The sequence below is a fragment of the Candidatus Fukatsuia symbiotica genome (assembly GCF_003122425.1).
In the GTDB taxonomy this organism is placed as follows: Bacteria; Pseudomonadota; Gammaproteobacteria; order Enterobacterales; family Enterobacteriaceae; genus Fukatsuia; species Fukatsuia symbiotica.
Genome location: NZ_CP021659.1, coordinates 671,623 through 688,612, shown reverse-complemented (window position 1 = coordinate 688,612; position 16,990 = coordinate 671,623). Strand labels below are relative to the sequence as shown.

At 45.9% G+C, this 16,990-nt stretch carries 24 protein-coding genes and 4 pseudogenes; 22 read left to right on the top strand and 6 right to left on the bottom strand.

Features of this window, described 5'->3' with window-relative positions:
* Positions 1-35: 35 nt before the first annotated feature.
* The 4 genes and pseudogenes from CCS41_RS03300 to CCS41_RS03285 form a co-directional block, all read left to right on the top strand.
* Positions 36-382, top strand: a pseudogene (locus CCS41_RS03300) (transposase family protein); the annotation flags it as partial.
* Between the two features lie 957 nt (positions 383-1,339).
* Positions 1,340-2,205, top strand: a pseudogene (tehB, locus tag CCS41_RS03295) (SAM-dependent methyltransferase TehB).
* A gap of 106 nt (positions 2,206-2,311) precedes the next feature.
* Positions 2,312-2,554, top strand: coding sequence for a hypothetical protein (locus CCS41_RS03290; protein WP_205411483.1), 243 nt, complete (start codon positions 2,312-2,314; stop codon positions 2,552-2,554).
* A 17-nt stretch (positions 2,555-2,571) separates the two neighbouring features.
* Entirely contained in the window at positions 2,572-2,988 is a 417-nt protein-coding gene (locus tag CCS41_RS03285; protein WP_205411482.1) for a hypothetical protein, read from the top strand.
* Positions 2,989-3,023: 35 nt separating this feature from the next.
* Here CCS41_RS03285 and CCS41_RS16015 read toward each other — a convergent pair whose 3' ends face one another.
* The gene (locus CCS41_RS16015; protein WP_205411481.1) at positions 3,024-3,239 is read right to left on the bottom strand and encodes a hypothetical protein; all 216 of its coding nucleotides are present in this window, start codon (positions 3,237-3,239) and stop codon (positions 3,024-3,026) included.
* Positions 3,164-3,436 (bottom strand): hypothetical protein, encoded by a 273-nt coding sequence (locus CCS41_RS17590; protein WP_420866977.1) that lies wholly within the window; start codon positions 3,434-3,436, stop codon positions 3,164-3,166. Before CCS41_RS17590 ends, CCS41_RS16015 begins: the two co-directional genes overlap by 76 nt.
* Before the next feature lie 62 nt (positions 3,437-3,498).
* On the opposite strand from CCS41_RS17590, the gene CCS41_RS03275 reads away from it, so the two are divergent.
* Positions 3,499-4,521 (top strand): IS630 family transposase, encoded by a 1,023-nt coding sequence (locus CCS41_RS03275; RefSeq protein WP_119797201.1) that lies wholly within the window; start codon positions 3,499-3,501, stop codon positions 4,519-4,521.
* 17 nt (positions 4,522-4,538) lie between these two features.
* Here the strand turns inward: CCS41_RS03275 and CCS41_RS03270 are convergent, their stop codons facing one another.
* Positions 4,539-4,913 carry a hypothetical protein gene (locus CCS41_RS03270; protein WP_119797200.1) on the bottom strand — a complete coding sequence of 125 codons (375 nt, stop codon included), beginning with the start codon at positions 4,911-4,913 and terminating at the stop codon, positions 4,539-4,541.
* A gap of 1 nt (position 4,914) precedes the next feature.
* Here CCS41_RS03270 and CCS41_RS03265 point away from each other — a divergent pair, with 1 nt between their 5' ends.
* Together CCS41_RS03265 and CCS41_RS17585 are read left to right on the top strand one after the other, a co-directional pair.
* Positions 4,915-5,283 (top strand): IS630 transposase-related protein, encoded by a 369-nt coding sequence (locus tag CCS41_RS03265; protein ID WP_072549715.1) that lies wholly within the window; start codon positions 4,915-4,917, stop codon positions 5,281-5,283.
* 265 nt (positions 5,284-5,548) lie between these two features.
* On the top strand, positions 5,549-5,740 hold the full coding sequence (locus CCS41_RS17585) for a transposase (RefSeq protein ID WP_240313880.1): 192 nt from the start codon (positions 5,549-5,551) through the stop codon (positions 5,738-5,740).
* Between the two features lie 7 nt (positions 5,741-5,747).
* Here CCS41_RS17585 and CCS41_RS03255 read toward each other — a convergent pair.
* Positions 5,748-6,316 (bottom strand): annotated as a pseudogene (locus tag CCS41_RS03255) (DUF4055 domain-containing protein); the annotation flags it as partial.
* A 98-nt stretch (positions 6,317-6,414) separates the two neighbouring features.
* Here CCS41_RS03255 and CCS41_RS03250 point away from each other — a divergent pair.
* Together CCS41_RS03250 and CCS41_RS03245 are read left to right on the top strand one after the other, a co-directional pair.
* Positions 6,415-6,726 (top strand): type II toxin-antitoxin system RelE/ParE family toxin, encoded by a 312-nt coding sequence (locus tag CCS41_RS03250; protein WP_119797199.1) that lies wholly within the window; start codon positions 6,415-6,417, stop codon positions 6,724-6,726.
* Between the two features lie 2 nt (positions 6,727-6,728).
* Positions 6,729-7,019, top strand: a complete 291-nt coding sequence (locus CCS41_RS03245; RefSeq protein WP_119797198.1) for a helix-turn-helix domain-containing protein — start codon at positions 6,729-6,731, stop codon at positions 7,017-7,019.
* 26 nt (positions 7,020-7,045) lie between these two features.
* Here CCS41_RS03245 and CCS41_RS03240 read toward each other — a convergent pair.
* Positions 7,046-7,576 (bottom strand): annotated as a pseudogene (locus tag CCS41_RS03240) (terminase); the annotation flags it as partial.
* Positions 7,577-7,605: 29 nt separating this feature from the next.
* On the opposite strand from CCS41_RS03240, the gene CCS41_RS03235 reads away from it, so the two are divergent.
* The 7 genes from CCS41_RS03235 (at position 7,606) to CCS41_RS03210 (ending at position 11,272) form a co-directional block, all read left to right on the top strand.
* On the top strand, positions 7,606-7,974 hold the full coding sequence (locus CCS41_RS03235) for an IS630 transposase-related protein (protein WP_072549715.1): 369 nt from the start codon (positions 7,606-7,608) through the stop codon (positions 7,972-7,974).
* 265 nt (positions 7,975-8,239) lie between these two features.
* Entirely contained in the window at positions 8,240-8,431 is a 192-nt protein-coding gene (locus CCS41_RS17580; RefSeq protein ID WP_240313880.1) for a transposase, read from the top strand.
* A 32-nt stretch (positions 8,432-8,463) separates the two neighbouring features.
* Positions 8,464-8,622, top strand: a complete 159-nt coding sequence (locus CCS41_RS17575) for a phage antirepressor KilAC domain-containing protein (RefSeq protein ID WP_323586526.1) — start codon at positions 8,464-8,466, stop codon at positions 8,620-8,622.
* Between the two features lie 10 nt (positions 8,623-8,632).
* On the top strand, positions 8,633-9,511 hold the full coding sequence (locus CCS41_RS03225; RefSeq protein WP_119797011.1) for a helix-turn-helix domain-containing protein: 879 nt from the start codon (positions 8,633-8,635) through the stop codon (positions 9,509-9,511).
* A 4-nt stretch (positions 9,512-9,515) separates the two neighbouring features.
* Positions 9,516-10,388: an ATP-binding protein gene (locus CCS41_RS03220; RefSeq protein WP_119797197.1), complete on the top strand. Its 873-nt coding sequence runs from the start codon at positions 9,516-9,518 to the stop codon at positions 10,386-10,388.
* 36 nt (positions 10,389-10,424) lie between these two features.
* Positions 10,425-10,787 (top strand): RusA family crossover junction endodeoxyribonuclease, encoded by a 363-nt coding sequence (locus CCS41_RS03215; protein ID WP_119797012.1) that lies wholly within the window; start codon positions 10,425-10,427, stop codon positions 10,785-10,787.
* Positions 10,784-11,272: an antiterminator Q family protein gene (locus tag CCS41_RS03210; protein ID WP_119797196.1), complete on the top strand. Its 489-nt coding sequence runs from the start codon at positions 10,784-10,786 to the stop codon at positions 11,270-11,272. The genes CCS41_RS03215 and CCS41_RS03210 overlap by 4 nt, the downstream gene beginning before the upstream one ends.
* A gap of 306 nt (positions 11,273-11,578) precedes the next feature.
* Here the strand turns inward: CCS41_RS03210 and CCS41_RS03205 are convergent, their stop codons facing one another.
* A complete protein-coding gene (locus CCS41_RS03205; protein WP_119797195.1) occupies positions 11,579-12,835 on the bottom strand; it encodes a hypothetical protein in 1,257 nt (418 codons plus the stop codon).
* A 549-nt stretch (positions 12,836-13,384) separates the two neighbouring features.
* Between CCS41_RS03205 and CCS41_RS03200 the strand changes: the two genes are divergently transcribed.
* The 6 genes from CCS41_RS03200 (at position 13,385) to CCS41_RS03175 (ending at position 16,971) form a co-directional block, all read left to right on the top strand.
* A complete protein-coding gene (locus CCS41_RS03200; RefSeq protein ID WP_119797194.1) occupies positions 13,385-13,588 on the top strand; it encodes a class II holin family protein in 204 nt (67 codons plus the stop codon).
* On the top strand, positions 13,585-14,103 hold the full coding sequence (locus CCS41_RS03195; protein ID WP_119797099.1) for a lysozyme: 519 nt from the start codon (positions 13,585-13,587) through the stop codon (positions 14,101-14,103). Before CCS41_RS03200 ends, CCS41_RS03195 begins: the two co-directional genes overlap by 4 nt.
* 62 nt (positions 14,104-14,165) lie before the next feature.
* Positions 14,166-14,555: a lysis protein gene (locus tag CCS41_RS03190; RefSeq protein WP_119797100.1), complete on the top strand. Its 390-nt coding sequence runs from the start codon at positions 14,166-14,168 to the stop codon at positions 14,553-14,555.
* A 142-nt stretch (positions 14,556-14,697) separates the two neighbouring features.
* Positions 14,698-14,940 (top strand): hypothetical protein, encoded by a 243-nt coding sequence (locus CCS41_RS03185; protein ID WP_162920494.1) that lies wholly within the window; start codon positions 14,698-14,700, stop codon positions 14,938-14,940.
* Between the two features lie 17 nt (positions 14,941-14,957).
* Positions 14,958-15,518, top strand: coding sequence for a hypothetical protein (locus CCS41_RS03180; protein ID WP_119797193.1), 561 nt, complete (start codon positions 14,958-14,960; stop codon positions 15,516-15,518).
* A complete protein-coding gene (locus CCS41_RS03175; protein ID WP_119797103.1) occupies positions 15,481-16,971 on the top strand; it encodes a terminase large subunit in 1,491 nt (496 codons plus the stop codon). The genes CCS41_RS03180 and CCS41_RS03175 overlap by 38 nt, the downstream gene beginning before the upstream one ends.
* Positions 16,972-16,990 lie beyond the last annotated feature (19 nt).

Here is a 16,990-nt window from a genome sequence, read left to right as displayed (position 1 = left end):
TTAAAGAACGAGTGGGCAACTGCCTGAGTACTTATTGTACAAATTTCAGTAATGGAAAGCCCCCCGATTTTTGGTTATTTAAAGCATCAAAGATTCTCTTTAAAATGAGCACCAAGGTATTGACGAATACGGGTTATCAAGGGTTACATAAGCTCCATGCCAATAGTGCGTGGCCAAAGAAAAAGTCAAAAAAATGCCCACTGACTATTGAGGATAAAAAACAAATAGAGCACTATCAAGTCAGCGAGTTCTGAATGAGAATGTCATTAGAATGTTGAAACGGGTTAAAATTATTGCAGATAAATATCGAAATAGACGAAAGCGATTTGGACTGCGGTTCAATTTAATTACCGGAGTTTATAACTATGAATTGGATTTTTAGGGTTTGGAAAGAACTCTATTAATAAAAATGGCACTATTTCGCCAATGAACAAAAGTGGAGATTGCTACACCCTTTACCCTCATTTCGATGAACTTATCCTGCTTAATTTTGAGTTAATTGATTTCATCGGTATTTCTCAGAATGCAAAATCGCACTCTGGAATAAAATCCACCGGTTGGCTAGGGTTCACGCTGTTTCTTCATGTTCATTTTATTATACCTGATTAGCAAGGAACCTAAGCTAGGTCTCCATAATTATGCTTAAAACAAATAACTCATTGATTTAAAATTATTTAATTTCAATGAGGGAATTATCTTTCTATATCAAAAAATGGCTTCAGTACTGGCTCCACCGAAATGACCGATTAACATGGCTTAGCTTCCTTGCTAATCAGGTAATTATATGTCAGTTAAATGAGCGTATTGCTCTACAACTGGTTGCGGGTTTTTTTAGGCGGTCAAATTGGCGTTGGTGCTGCTCTCCCTGATTATCGTAGGGGTTGCCCTGATGTTAATATTTGACCCGCTGCTCTCTTATTTACGTCAATACGATGCCTGTGCTTAATGGCACTGAAGGGACCGTTATCATTATTTTCGCATTCCTGGTACTGTCCAATGCTGTTTCTGCCACATTGGAGTGTGGGGTTGGTCTGTATGTCGATAACCCTGTATAGTATCAGTTATTTAACAGTTACAAGGGCTCAAGCCCGTAATACGTGCGGGGGTGGCCATCTCTTTACTTGTAAACAAAATATGAGCGCAATTCTGCTTCTTTAGGGGCGGGTCAAGCGAACGGTGTTATCTAAATTTTGCCCAATCTCTTCGGTGCTTTAACCTCATTTTTAGAAGGGGATATTTGTTGGTTTTTTATCCGTTGTAGGTACTACCTATCTGCTGAGAAATAGAAACCTGCGCAATTTCATCCGTTGTTCACAATACCCCGTATTTGGAGAAATCTATGCAACAATTGCTGTGTTATAAGACACTGCTGCAGTGGAATAGTCAGACAGTCCCGGATAATTTTAAACAGAAACATAATACTAAACCAACAACTTGGTCAAAATTGACCGTCCTGCACGGCACATTGACCCTTGCCTTAATGACCGAAGCTGGCAAGGTGACCGAAACCTTAATTTTTAATCCGCAAAGCCGGGTACCGTTTATTGAACCACAGCAGTGGCATCGTATCGTCTCGTTTTCGGATGATATGCAGTGCCAGTTAGCGTTCTATTGCACTGCTGAAGATTATTACAGTAAAAAATATGATCTGACAGCGACGCATTCTGAAGTCGTCGAGGCGGTAAAACTGATACCTGCAGGTAAGACATTGGATCTCGGTTGCGGAGGGGGACGAAATGCACTTTACCTCAATCTGAAAGGTTTTGAGGTTACTGCATGGGATAAAAATGCGGGGGTATAGATGCGCTCAATCGGATCATTGCATCGGAGCGGCTGTCGCATATCAATGTCGAAGTTAGAAATTTGAATACTCATCGCTTTAATGGTGCATATGATTTCATTTTATCGACCGTAGTACTAATGTTTCTTGACCGTCAAAGCATCCCCCAGTTAATTGGAGATATGCAAAACAGTACTATCAGCGGAGGTTATAACTTGATTGTTGCCGCTATGGATATGCCTGATCACCTTTGTACGTTGCCATCGTCGTTTACTTTTACTTTTAAATCCCAAGAACTTGTAAATTATTATCAAGGGTGGAACATTATCAAATATAATGAAGACATAGGGCAATTACACCAAACGGATGCACAGGGTAAAAGGATCACATTACGTTTCGCAACACTGGTGGCGTGTAAAGCATAAATAAGTAGGGAGTAATCCCTATTAAGAAGGGCGTTCTGTTTTCGCTCCGGATGAAGCGTTGGTGCATGGATGATAGCTTTAACTTTTATCGACATCATCTTATGACATGTCGATTGCATCAACACAGGAGCACAATATGTACACGATAAAAGTCAGTTTCGGCGACGATCAAGGCGAAACCGGTTATCCCACCACAGAATGGCACTGGAACCGCAACACCAAACACCTCAATATTGTCTCCAACGGTATCAGCGATGCCATCCATTTTGCACCTGCCGATACGGTCTCGGTGCTTAATGCCGCAGGCCAGACGGTGGTGAGCTACAGCCACCTCGATACCTCCCCCTAACCTAAGGAGCTCTCACAATGGCAAAACCCGATTGGGAGGCCATCGAATCGGCTTCTGTTGTCTTGTCTCATCGAGTTGATTTGGCAGGCTGGCGGCAGATTGCCAACCATCTGAAAACCTTCCTCGCTCGTACCGTTATCACCGAAGACAATCATGCTGCTCTTGTGAGAACGCTCAGCGCCGGGGTGGATGCCCAGCTGAAACTGATTAAGGGCGAGCGCGATGCCTATGGCTTGAACAACGAGACTGCCCCCGGCGCAGAGAAAGAGTTGGCACAATGGATGAAAGACCTCGCGGAAGACGACGCACATGGCATTCAATTCGACGCTGAAAACACAGTTATAGCTGAACAACATAATAATAATGACATCATATATTCTGAAAATAAGGTATCGATGTCACAATTGAGGTCTTTTTTCTTACTTTTAGCCTGAGCCCATTGATGTTCAATGGGATTGAGGTCTCACTTTTACCCACAATTTTTGTTATTAAGAATAATGAACAATCTCACATTTTCTTGCAGGATCTCATACCCTCGCCAAAGCGACATTATTCCCGGTAAACCCTCGGCACGTCGGTTAAGAAATCCTCCCAATTGACCCAGCCATGTTATTGCCTGAAGCACTGTGGGGGATGCTCGGGAAGGCGGCTTGTTGTCTGTATTCTGCAATACAGCGTTTGCCATTCTATCTTTGACAACACATCGGTGCAGGTAGCCTCAGGACACAACGCTGCCATTTTGGTCATATACATCAGTTTGAAGGCGATAATGCTTTTGAGGGTGATCATTTTCGTTAGTTTGGTTGCCGTATTTAAACGACATTGTTCAACACAACATCCTGATTTCAGTGTTTTGAAGAACTCTTCTATCTTCCATCTCAGTCTATACCCGTGATCAATGAAGATGCTTGATTTTGAAGTCGATAAGGATCATGCTCATAGCCATGAAAATAGAGCTGACTGCTGACCAGAAAATTACCCTCGAAGCCCAACATCGTCAAAGCCATGACCGCCGTGTCTGTGACAGGATCCGGTGTGTTTTGTTGTCCGCAGACGGCTGGACTCCCCCTATGATTGCTCACTCACAGCTCATTAATGAAACCACGGTGCGGCGCCACCTTACAGACTATCATAAACTCAACAAGCTCAAGCCTGAAAATGGCGGCTCCGATGGCTATCTCAATGTGGAACAGACCACGTCGCTGGTTGAACATCTCACCCAGCCGCTCTACCACCACAATCACCAAATTGTGGCCTATATCGCTGGACGCTGGAACATCACCTTTACCGTATCAGGTCTGTATAAAGGGTTGAAGCAGCATGGCTTTAGCTATAAAAAGCCGAAAGGTGTTCCGCATAAATTTGACGTTGAGAAACAGCAGCAATTTATAAAGACCTACAGCGAATTGAAAGACGCCGCGGGTAATGACCCCATACTGTTTATTGATGCCGTTCATCCGACACAAACCACCAAAATAAGCTACGGCTGGATACGAAAAGGCCAGGATAAAACGATAGAGACCACCGGGAGCAGAACGCGGTTGAATATCATGGGAGCCTTGAACATCCAGAATGTGGCTAACCCCATAATCCGTGATGATGAGACGATTAACAGCGAAAATGTGGTTCACTTCCTGTCTGCCATTCGCGCGCATTATCCCATCACGACAACGGCACATGTGATCCTCGAGGGTGCAGGCTATCACCGTTCACAGCTTGTGCAAGACGCCGCGCTTACGTTGAATATCCAGCTTCATTACCTTCCGCCGTATAGCCCGAATCTAAACCCGATAGAGCGATTGTGGAAGGTGATGAATGAGCAAACACGAAACAATAGATATTACCCATCTAAACAGAGTTTTAAGAACGATATCTTAAACTTCTTTGAGGTGAAGCTACCACAAATGGCAAGTTCTCTGGTATCTCGCTTAAACGATAATTTCCAGGCGCTAAATCCTGCATCTTGATTTCACTTGGGTATATATCAATTCACTTTCTCTTCTGCTTCAAAGGCGTCAGTGGCCGTCAAATTGGTCAATAATACCCATTCGACAGGCGCTATTCCTTCTGGAGGAGGCTGTTCTTTAACACTGATGGCAGATACGTGAACCTTTTCATGGATATGCCGTGAAGCGTCTTTATTGGTAGGCCCATAAACTAAATTATTTCTAATGGGGAGCCAGCCTGAAGTGGAGCGAATATCCACATAAGCCGTTCTTGCTACCCTTTGCTGATTTTTGGGCAGAGTGAGCGCTATGGTTTTTAAAATCGGCGTCTTTGACAAGGCGGTTTGCACCGTTGTTTTTTTCCCCTTTTCATCGATATAGCGTAGGCTGTATAAATTGATGTATAATTTCAAGATGACTTATCCATTAAAATTTCGCCAACATGTATTGGCTATTAAAGAGCAAGAAAAGCTTACATATGCCCAAACGGCCACACGTTTTTGTATTGGGACCGCAAGTCTGATGCGCTGGGCTAAACGAATAGAACCTTGTCTGACACGTGATAAACCCGCCAGTAAAATAGCTCGAGCGGCGTTGATTCTTGATGTGGAAACCTACCCTGACGCGTCTCAATACGAGCGAGCCCAACGTATGGGAGTGAGCGCTAGAGGTATCTGCCATGCGTTGAAACGGGCAGGGTTTAGCTATAAAAAAAACATTTTATCATCCAAAAGCCAACGCCCAATCCCGAGAAGATTTTCAGATCAAGATCCAGGCCTATGAAGCCAGCGAGACCCCTATTATTTACGTTGATGAAAGCGGTTTTGCTCATGACATGCCCCGCCTCTACGGCTATTGAGCTAAAGGTAAGCGGTGTTACGGTCAACATGATTGGCACGCTAAAGCACGTACCAATGTCATTGGCGCTCAGCTTAACGGAAAATTAACCACCGTTTGTGCCTTTGAATACAATATCAATAGCGATATTTTTCATGCGTGGGTAACCCAAGACTGACTGCCAAAAATCCCTCAAGGGGCTGTTATCGTGATGGATAATGTGAGCTTTCACAAACGCCAGGATATCCAGTCTACTATACAAAAATCTGGTTTTATTCTGGAATATCTCCCGACGTATTCTCCTGACCTCAACCCGATTGAGCACAAATGGGCTCAGGCTAAAGCCCTTCGTAGGAAACGACAATGCGATATCGACACTCTCTTTTCTGACCCTTTGTTTTGAATCAATTTATACGGCTACAGCCATAAGGGGCGGTCTCGACGACAATCTCTTCTTTAATCCGCAGTTCTGTCAGCTGGACCGGCCCTCCCTGGTGGCTGGATTGCCAGCCGATGACCTGACGGGGATTAATCAACACCGCATAGGGACGGGCGCCACGGGCTTTTTCCTCAGCACGGGTTTTCAATGCTTCCACACGGGGGTAGTCAACCAGCGCATGTGCCACGCCGTATTGCAGCGCCAGACTAAAATACGCTTGCGCCCAGACATCCAGTCGGTTGCCCAGCAAATCTATATCCTGGCAGTACTCGACCATCACGGCCGGGGTGGACTCACTCAATTGGGTGGGTTCTGAAAAAACACGACCTAAGTTATTTTTGAGGGTTTCCTCGTAAGCCGGCAGCAGCGTGGCGACGGAGAGACGTTGCTGATAGCTGTGTTTATCTTCATTCGTCCAGCGCGGTAAATAAGTTTCACCCTGTTGCCGTAGGCATAACGTGCCACCCATCAGGGCATCGTTAATATCCCAGGCGGCCAGCAGGCTGGGGTAGTCGAGATGGGGGTGGAAATATCGAACATAATAGCTTTCCAGAGAATAAAATAGCGCCATATATCGGATTGACGTCGTCATTTTAATCTGTACACTGTGTTTACAGTACACCAATGACGTATAAACAATGATTTTTATTGAAACCGATATATTCACAGAAGATTGCAAAGCATTACTTCGCGACGATGAGTATCGGGAATTACAACAATATCTTACTGATAATCCAGAAGTCGGCGATGTCATTACACATACTGGCGGATTACGTAAAGTACGCTGGGCGGCAAAAGGTAAAGGTAAGCGCAGTGGTGTTAGAATTATTTACTATCATAAGGTCGCTGTGTCTCACATCAGGTTGTTGCTGATTTACAAAAAAGGGATAAAAGACGACTTAAGTACGGATGAAAAAAAAGTATTACGTATTCTGAATGAAAGGTGGTAACAATGGATAAAAAACTCTTTTCTCGATTAACCGAAAGCATGAAGCAGATGAACAACATTATCGAGGGTAATGCCTCTCCTTCTCGTGAAACTGTTTGCAGTAATGTCAAGGTAAAAACTATCAGACAGGCAACCGGTTTGACTCAAAGCGGGTTTGCTCGGTTACTGGCTGTTAATGTGGGCACGTTACGTAACTGGGAACAGGGACGACGTGAACCCACAGGCCCAGCTAAAGCTTTATTACGAGCCATTGATAACGATCCGACGCATGTACTAAAAGCACTGTCAGCCTGATGATACCGCGCTAATGGTATTCTCCTCTACATTCTTAATGGTGTCACTTGCCCCCGAAGCTGACGGTGATTTCTTTTGGCGACGGCAAAATAACGAAAGGCATCGGCGGCGTGGGAACTGGCATCGTGCAACGGTTTGTCTTTCCAGCAGCCGTACTGGTTATCCCAGGCTTTGCGGTAGCGCTCCAGGTGGCTGAGGCCTTGTTCACAGGTCACGCTATCAAACGCACAACGTGGCAGGATTTCGCGTACCGATTCAATGCCTTCATCGACACGCAATCGGGGGACTACCTTGAAATTGATGCGGTAAATGTCACCGTCCAGCGCATAACCTTCGTAAGCCAGTTGCCGACGGCTTTTGCCGTCGCCAGCCAATTCTCGATTATCAATATCGTGTGGTGCCCAATGTTCACCGTAGTGATAGGCGCGGGCTTTCAATACCTGCATGTAATGCCGTAGGCCTTCGCCACTGTTTTCGTAATAATCCATCAGGTGAAATTCACTGCCGACTTCACGGACAAACCAGATAACCGTGGCATCGCCTACTCCTATAGCGTAGGCTGTATAAATTGATGTATAATTTCAAGATGACTTATCCATTAAAATTTCGCCAACATGTATTGGCTATTAAAGAGCAAGAAAAGCTTACATATGCCCAAACGGCCACACGTTTTTGTATTGGGACCGCAAGTCTGATGCGCTGGGCTAAACGAATAGAACCTTGTCTGACACGTGATAAACCCGCCAGTAAAATAGCTCGAGCGGCGTTGATTCTTGATGTGGAAACCTACCCTGACGCGTCTCAATACGAGCGAGCCCAACGTATGGGAGTGAGCGCTAGAGGTATCTGCCATGCGTTGAAACGGGCAGGGTTTAGCTATAAAAAAAACATTTTATCATCCAAAAGCCAACGCCCAATCCCGAGAAGATTTTCAGATCAAGATCCAGGCCTATGAAGCCAGCGAGACCCCTATTATTTACGTTGATGAAAGCGGTTTTGCTCATGACATGCCCCGCCTCTACGGCTATTGAGCTAAAGGTAAGCGGTGTTACGGTCAACATGATTGGCACGCTAAAGCATGTACCAATGTCATTGGCGCTCAGCTTAACGGAAAATTAACCACCGTTTGTGCCTTTGAATACAATATCAATAGCGATATTTTTCATGCGTGGGTAACCCAAGACTGACTGCCAAAAATCCCTCAAGGGGCTGTTATCGTGATGGATAATGTGAGCTTTCACAAACGCCAGGATATCCAGTCTACTATACAAAAATCTGGTTTTATTCTGGAATATCTCCCGACGTATTCTCCTGACCTCAACCCGATTGAGCACAAATGGGCTCAGGCTAAAGCCCTTCGTAGGAAACGACAATGCGATATCGACACTCTCTTTTCTGACCCTTTATTTTGAATCAATTTATACGGCTACAGCCATAGGAGTACCTGGAGCGGGACTATTTCACCTTCAGAGAAACGCCCATCGAGACGGAGCACGGGATGAAAATCACCTTCACCCCGCTACTGACCGGCAAGGGCCAAGCGTGGCTAACAAAAAAGCTATGTGAAGCAGGCTTATTGAAAACGATCACAAACGCGGCATAGGGAATAGACAATGAGTATGAAATTAATGACACACGCCATGAGTATCAAAGTGGGGAATCCGCTGAGAAAACTGATTTTACTCAAATTGGCTGATAATGCCAACGACCAAGGCGAATGCTGGCCGTCAGTGCCCTATATCGCTCATCAGTGTGAAATGACAGATCGCTCGGTACAAAAACATCTTCACCAGTTGGCAGTAGACGGCTTGCTGTGGATTGAATATCGTAAAAATGAGCAGGGCGTGAATAAATCGAATGTTTATCATTTGACGTTAAACAATGCCCCAAAAGTGAAGGGTGAAAATAAGTCACCCGGGGAGGATACAGGTTCACCTCCTGGTGAATCAAGAACGCTGGGTGGAGTATCTGGCACACGGGGTAGCGCATCTGGAACACCAGGAAGGGGTGAATCAGGAACACCCAGAATCAGTCATTCTTTTGAACCAGTCATAGAACCTGTCATAGAACCTAACACCCCAACTGCGAGCAAAATTTGTGCAATCAAAGTCGATGAGTGTCCTGCCAAGCGAGAAGACCCCATCCCCCACCCTGACTGTTTTCCTGCTCAGCGTAATTCCCCTCACGTTGACACTCAGACCAGCCTAGCGAGCCGTTACGCCTTCGAAGGGAAGATAATCCGCCTGACCCCGCAAGATTTCGACAGCTGGCAAACGCTATTCCCGCATTTGGACTTGGTCTACGAGCTGACACGATTGGATTTAGAGTTTCGTCACGACACGCCTAAAAGCTGGTTTTGCACCGCCAGTCAGAAACTGAATTACCAGAACAAACGGGCAGTGGATGGCACCACCTTCAAACGGGTTTCTGGCGACCGCTTCGCCAAAAAAGACTACGGCACCACGGTATTTCCGGCGTGGATGGAAGGGTAATGTGATGAATGTCATTGAAAAAATAGAAAATTCGCGTCAGCAGCAAGACCTCACTTTTCTTGAAGACCGGTTGAAAAGTGCCCGTGCCCCGCTGAAGGAAATAGCAGGGGTTCGGGTTGATGTAGCAGAGGTCCTCTGCCCACAACACGGGGCTTTTGAACAACGCTGTCGAACCCTGCAGGGCTTTGCCAACGTGCAACAGAAAACGGACTGTCCGGCGTGTTTACACGAAAAAATCACCGTATTGAAAAAGAATATCGCCTCAGACCAGCAGCGAAATCAGGCCCAATTGATTAAAAATTTGCTGAGCCAGACGGGTATCCCTGCGCGCTTTACCACTGCCAGTTTTGAGTCTTATCAGCCGATTAATGCTGAATCCTTGCGTTGCCAGAAGGTATGCCAGGCCTATGCACAAAAATGGCATGAGCGTTTAGCGCAAGGCGGTGGGTTGGTGATGTGCGGCAAACCCGGGACAGGAAAAAATCATCTGGCGGTTGCGATTGCTAAACACATCATTACGACACACCACGCCTCGGTTGTTCTGACATCCGCGCTACGTATTACTCGAGAGGTCAAGAGCACCTGGGCGAAAGACGCCACCCAAACCGAATCCGAGGTGATTAAGCACTACACCGGTGTCGACATGTTGATTATCGATGAAATCGGTGTGCAGTTTGGCAGTGAGGCGGAAAAGCTGATTTTATTTGAAATCATCAACACCCGCTATGAAAACATGAAACCGACGCTGCTGCTGAGCAATTTGCCGAAAGAAGACTTAACGACTTACCTCGGTGAGCGAGTACTGGACAGAATGAACGAAGGTGGCGGTTGTACCTTGGCGTTTACCTGGGAGAGTTATCGAGCCAGAGCCGTGTAACAAAAATCAACCGGCGCCAGTAGAGACAGATGAAACATGAATGAATATCGAATAGTGCTGCCTTACCCGCCGACAGTGAATACCTATTGGCGACATGCCAGAGGCCGACATTACATCAGCAAACAGGGCAGGCAGTACCGTACCGAGGTTATTGCGTTAATTGCACGTAAGGGGCTTACCCTGTGCCTAAAAAGCAAACTTCGTGTCAAGGTACGAGTTCATGTCCCAGACCGCAGGAAACGCGATTTAGATAATCTGCTAAAGGCACCGTTGGATGCCTTGGTACACGCGGGCATGATTGCCGATGACAGTGTGATTGATGACCTGCACATCATTCGGGGTGAACAGGTGCAAGGCGGCAGGAGGGAGATAATCATAACGGAACAGGAGGCAGCATGAACGTCACACAACTTAGGCTCAATAATGAGCAGTATCACTGGGTTAACAGCTGGCTGGAACGCTGGGGAGCCTGGGTATACAGCGGTCGATTGGAGAAGCCACAGAGTAGCCTCATCGCCCACTGTATGGCGACAAAAAAGCCGCAAGCAAGTCCTACCAGGCCAATGTGTAATGATGATGACGGGTTGTTGATTTCTCGGGTCGTGGATACGGTGATACCGGTGGATAACCAGGCTTTTGGCATCCTGCTCAGTTACTACGTACAACGCCTTTCCCGCTATTCGATAGCGGCTTATAGTCAGAAAGTCGCCATCCCTCGTAATGTCAGCACACGAGGAGGCAACCGCTTTAAAACCCCCTCACTGGCTACCTGTCGTAGAGAAGTCGACCAGATACTAGAGGAAAGTCTATATCTACTCCATCCTTCCCTCGAACAGGCATTTAAATGTCGCAAACGTGTCGGTAAAATTAAAAAAGTGGCGTAATGCTATTGACTGAAAAGAGCAAATGAGCAATGATTGCAGGGTACCCTGCCGTGTCTATGTATTGATAACGAACAACCGTAAAACCCTGACCTTCTCTGTCGGGGTTTTCGCCTTTGATTATAATAAGTACTCGGAGCGACATTGATCTCGTAACCGTGAAATCGGCTACCGAGATTGGTAGCTCGGATATCAACAGAAAAAACGAACGTGTAAAATGTTTTTTACTCTCACATCACGGCCACATTTCGAGAAAGAGTAACTATCTACTTACTCTATAATGCCTTAATTCCAGTCAAAAGGATTAATTTATATATAGAATTGTCCACTATTGTAACTGTGGAATAATATTTCGGCAGAATTCTCTTTCTCTCTAGATACACCTAAATAGAATGCCATCTTGGTAAAGGATGGAATGTTTTTTTCTGTTAATTTGCAAAAAAATAACTTAAATAGGGTTGGAGATGTAATTATATCTAGATTACGTCCATCCTGACACTTAATAATTTCCTGAGACCAGTCTTTCAAAATACTGAATTGCTCTTCTAGACTGTACGCATTCAAACTTTCATTCATCTTAGGAATTTTCTGAGATAGTATCTGCTCTTCATCTTGTCCTTTCGGCAATTCAGCTATTAATTCATCTCTACTTGAGCGGCTCGTTAAATAATTCTCAAATTCTTTACACAGGACTGATGGTTCCTTTCCACCCCTTTTCGCAAGTTCTAAAAAAATAGTGTTTAATTTATCAGACCCCAACGGCAACAATTCTTTTGGATCTAGGTTATTAGCTAGTAATTTATTTATAACATTGTTTATATTATCCTCCGTTAATACTGCTTCCCTGGGGAGTACTTGTTTAGTATTTCCTTGACAAAGAGATTGTTTTTTTATATCCAAGATTTTTAATGCCATAGAACTGATTCTATCTTTTTTACACTGTTCCAATTCCTGGACCTTTGATAAACCTTTAAAAGGTTCATCTAGAGTTTTAGAAACCATATTCCCGGATTCATTTTGCTTTGGGGTAGTTGTCTCTACCGTATATAAGGAACTGGTTTGTAGATCATGTGTGTGTGGATTTGCCACTTGAGACACAAAACGTAGCGATCTACTATAAGGATGATAACGATAATCTCCGTGCGTACTCGATCCTACAAAACCTTTATGAAAAGCAGGTACATCTGTTGCACTAGTTTGATAATCTGTAGGAAGACAGGGATATATTTGAGTATTCTCATTATTATTATTTGTAAAAATGGTTGATGAAATTTCTTCAGACCTTCTAGAAAGTTCTTTAACAATTATGGTTAGCGTCTCGGCTCCTAAAGATAGAAAATATTCCGATTTGAAGTTATCAACTACCAATAGTTGTATAACCTCCTCTGTCGTTAATGCTTTTAATTTGATTTCCTTTTGTACGGTATAATTTGTTTGGTCCGAGGAGTAAGCTTTATCGTTAAGTTTTCTTATTATATTTATTAAGTTGCATGCAATCATTTGCATTTTAATAGGAAGGCGAATACCGTTAACAACACTTGGATGGTCTCGATGGAAAGTAGCCATGGATTCCGGTGAGAGTGGTGTATTATCTACGGACCGGAATTCTTGTGAAAATGGCAGTTTGTCAGATTGCCTCTCCGACGAAGAAGAGAAATTTTGTATATGATTAGTTTGGGATGAATGTGATACGTTACCTGGCATTTTACTCTTCTCTATTGTAATTTAATGAACGTGAACGATAAATTTTTATGTAGTTAAATGAAAAAATTAATTGCCTTTATTTATTCGATGATAATTAAAGATATTTAAAAATAGCAATCCAACCGAGCATAATTGATAAAACTCTTCTTTCAAATAGCATATTTACGTTTGGAGATGTAATAATTACGTATCTTTACATATTAATACAAAGAAACGTTATACAGAATATTTTTGTAACATGCTTGCAAAAAACGCTTATTTAAGGCTGTGCATCACGTGGCCTTTTTCATTTTAGCGCCTACCCAAAATACCCATCAGTGCTCAACCCTTTTATTCACAGGGAGGTGACGCTATTTCTATGACACCCCCCCGACCCCTAGCGGGAAACGGTATCCCCACTCAGAGACGAGAATGAGCATGGAAAAACTGACCACTGGCGCAGCCTACGGGGCTTCCGCCGGTAGCATCCTGAATGGTTTGCTAAACAGCTACAGCCCGGAACAATGGAACGCCATTGGCGTGCTCGCGGGCGTCTCTCTGGCGGTGCTGACCTATTTGACCAATCTGTATTTCAAGATTAAAGAAGACAGACGCAAGAGCGGGACAAGCCAATGAGTAAGTTAAGCAAACCCATGCTGGGACTGATTTTGGCAGGGACGACAGCGACCGCCATTCTTGCACAATTTCTGCATGAAAAAGAAGGTAATCGGCTGAAGGCCTATCGAGATGGCGCGAATGTGTGGACAATTTGCCGCGGTGCGACACGAGTTGATGACAAGCCGGTAATGCAAGGCCTGCAACTCAGTGCAGAGAAATGCGAGCAGGTTAACAAATTTGAGGTGAATAAGGCGATTGCCTGGGTAGAACGTCATGTTCAGGTGCCGTTAAGCGACGCCCAGAAAGCCGGTATTGCCTCGTTTTGTCCGTATAACATCGGTGCAGGCAAATGCCTTTCCTCTACCTTTTATCGCAAACTCAATGCCGGTGACTACCACGGTGCCTGTGCTGAAATTAAACGCTGGCTATTTGACGGCGGTAAAAATTGCCGCATTCGAGCTAATAACTGTGCAGGTCAAGTGATGAGACGCGCGCAAGAAAGTGAACTCACCTGTTGGGGACTCGATGTTTAATCGCTTATTTTTTATCCTGATGAGTCTCATTCTGCTCGTCAGTCTGGTGGCGGTTTATTACCATGCTGAATCAGAAAAAAAAAGACAGCGTCATCAAAATGATAAGGAATGAGCGCGATAACCTCTTTATCATGCTCCAAACAACGCAAAAGCAACACCAACAAATAGCCGTGCTTGATAACAAACACACCCAGGAATTAACCGATGCTAAAACTCAGCTCGCGGCCCTTGAACGTGATGTTCTTGCTGGCCAGCGTCGGATGCAGCTCGCTGCCCGCTCTGAAAAATTGCCCGCCACCCCCACGGCCACCCGCCTGGATGATGCTGCCGGTGCCCGACTTGACGACGCCGTTGTCAACGATTATTTCCGTCTCCGAAAAGGCATTGAAATAGTCACGCAGCAAATTGCAGGCTTGCAGGCGTACGTTACCCAGGTTTGTTTGGCTCAATAAATAATCGAAAAGATAACGTTGGGTTACGGTGTTAGCGCCATGCGCATTTCAAATGCCGAGGGTAAATTCACCCGTAATAACCATGATTCAAGCTATTTCTTCATGTTCATGAAATTCACTTTTATCGACATAACGCGACGACATGTCGATCGCATCAACACAGGAGCACCCTATGTACACCATCAAAGTGACTTTCGGCAACGGTCAAGGCGAAGTCGGCTATCCTAGCGCCCATTGGGGCTGGAACCGCAATGCTCAGCGCCTTGATATCGTTTCCGAGGGTATCAGTGATGCCATTCATCTTGCGCCCTCCGATACGGTCTCGGTGCTTAATGCCGCAGGCCAGCCGGTAGCGACCTATACCCATCTCGATAAATCCCCCTAACCCAAGGAATGCTCACCATGGCAAAACCTGACTGGGAGGCCATCGAATCGGCTTACCGCGCGGGTGCGTTGTCTGTCCGTGCGATAGCAAAACGCTATCAGGTACCTGAATCGACCCTCAGGAAGTTTGCAGTAAGAAACGCGTGGCAAAGAGACCTGACCGAGAAAGTGGCAGCAGCCACAAAAGATAAAGTGGTGCGCAGTGCGGCTGTGCGCACTTTTTCTACTAAAAATACCGTGCGCACCGACCACGATATTATTGAACAAGCTTCGGATGAAGCCTTATCTGTCGTCCTGTCCCATCGTGTGGCCTTAGCCGGTTGGCGGCAGATTGCCAACCATCTGAAAGCCTTCCTCAGCAGCATCGTTATCACCGAAGACAATCATGCCTCGCTCGCTAGAACGCTCAGCGCCGGGGTGGATGCTCAGCTGAAACTGATTAAGGGTGAGCGCGATGCCTATGGCCTGAACAACGAGACGGCCCCCGGCGCAGAGAAAGAGTTAGCACAATGGATGAAAGACCTTGCGGAAGGCAACGCCCATGGCATTCAATGCGACGCTGAAAGCACAGTTAGCTGACCGTTTTTGGCGTCTTAACCACCTGTATTTTATTACCGATAAACACGGTCGCAAAATCCGTTTTACGATGACGGCGCAGCAGCGTGCCTATTTCACGGGCATGCATACCCGTAATCTGATTTTGAAAGCCCGCCAGCTGGGCTTTACCACCGAGGTGTGCCTTATCCAACTGGATGCCGCACTCTTTGAGTCAGCCAAATGTGCCTTGATTGCACATACCTTAAACGATGCCAAACGCCTGTTCCGCGAGAAAGTGAAATACGCCTACGACCATTTGCCTGACCTTCTTAAACGTGCTAATCCCGCCCGCAATGATTCCGCAGGCGAATTGGTGTTTCACAACGGCGGCTCACTGTACATCAGCACCTCCTTTCGCGGTGGCACCTTGCGCTATTTGCATATTTCCGAATTCGGCAAGCTGTGTGCCAAATTTCCTGAGAAAGCCCGTGAAATCGTCACCGGTGCCTTTGAAGCGGTCGCCACAGACTGCGTGGTCACCATTGAATCGACAGCGGAAGGGCGTGCGGGGTATTTTTTCGATTATTGCCAAACAGCGGAAAAAGCCTTACTCAGCAACAAACCCTTAGGCCCATTGGATTGGAAGTTCTTCTTCTTTTCCTGGTGGAACAATCCGCAGTATGCCTTGCCAGTGAGCAGTCCGTTGCCGCCGCGCTTGCAAGCCTACTTTAGCGAGCTGCAAACCAAACAGTCGATTAGGCTAACGGCGGAACAAAAAGCCTGGTATTACGCCAAAGAAAGCACACTGGGTGACGACATGAAACGCGAGTATCCGTCAATCCCGAGCGAGGCCTTTCAGCAATCGATTGAGGGCGCATATTACGCCAATCAGTTCCGTTATCTCTATGAGAATCAGCGCATTGGTACCTTACCGGCTAATCCGCACCTGCCGGTGCACACCTTTTGGGATTTAGGAGTAGGCGATGCCACGGTTATCTGGTTTGTCCGTGAGGTCGGCAGTGAATTTCACCTGATGGATTATTACGAAAACAGTGGCGAAGGCCTGCGGCATTACATGCAGGTATTGAAAGCCCGCGCCTATCACTACGGTGAACACTGGGCACCACACGATATTGATAATCGAGAATTGGCTGGCGACGGTAAAAGCCGTCGGCAACTGGCTTATGAAGGTTATGATTTGGACGGTGACATTTACCGCATCAATTTCAGGGTAGTCCCACGACTGTGTATCGATGAAGGCATTGAATCGGTACGCGAAATCCTGCCGCGCTGTGCCTTTGATAGCGTTACCTGTGAGCAAGGATTGAGCCACCTGGAGCGCTACCGCAAAGCCTGGGATAACCAGCATGGCTGTTGGAAAGACAAACCCTTGCACGATGCCAGCTCCCATGCCGCCGATGCGTTTCGCTATTTTGCCGTCGCCAAAAGAAATCACCGTCAGCTCAGGGGACAGGTGACCCCCTTAAGACTGTAACGGCCCTCCACAGTCGCGT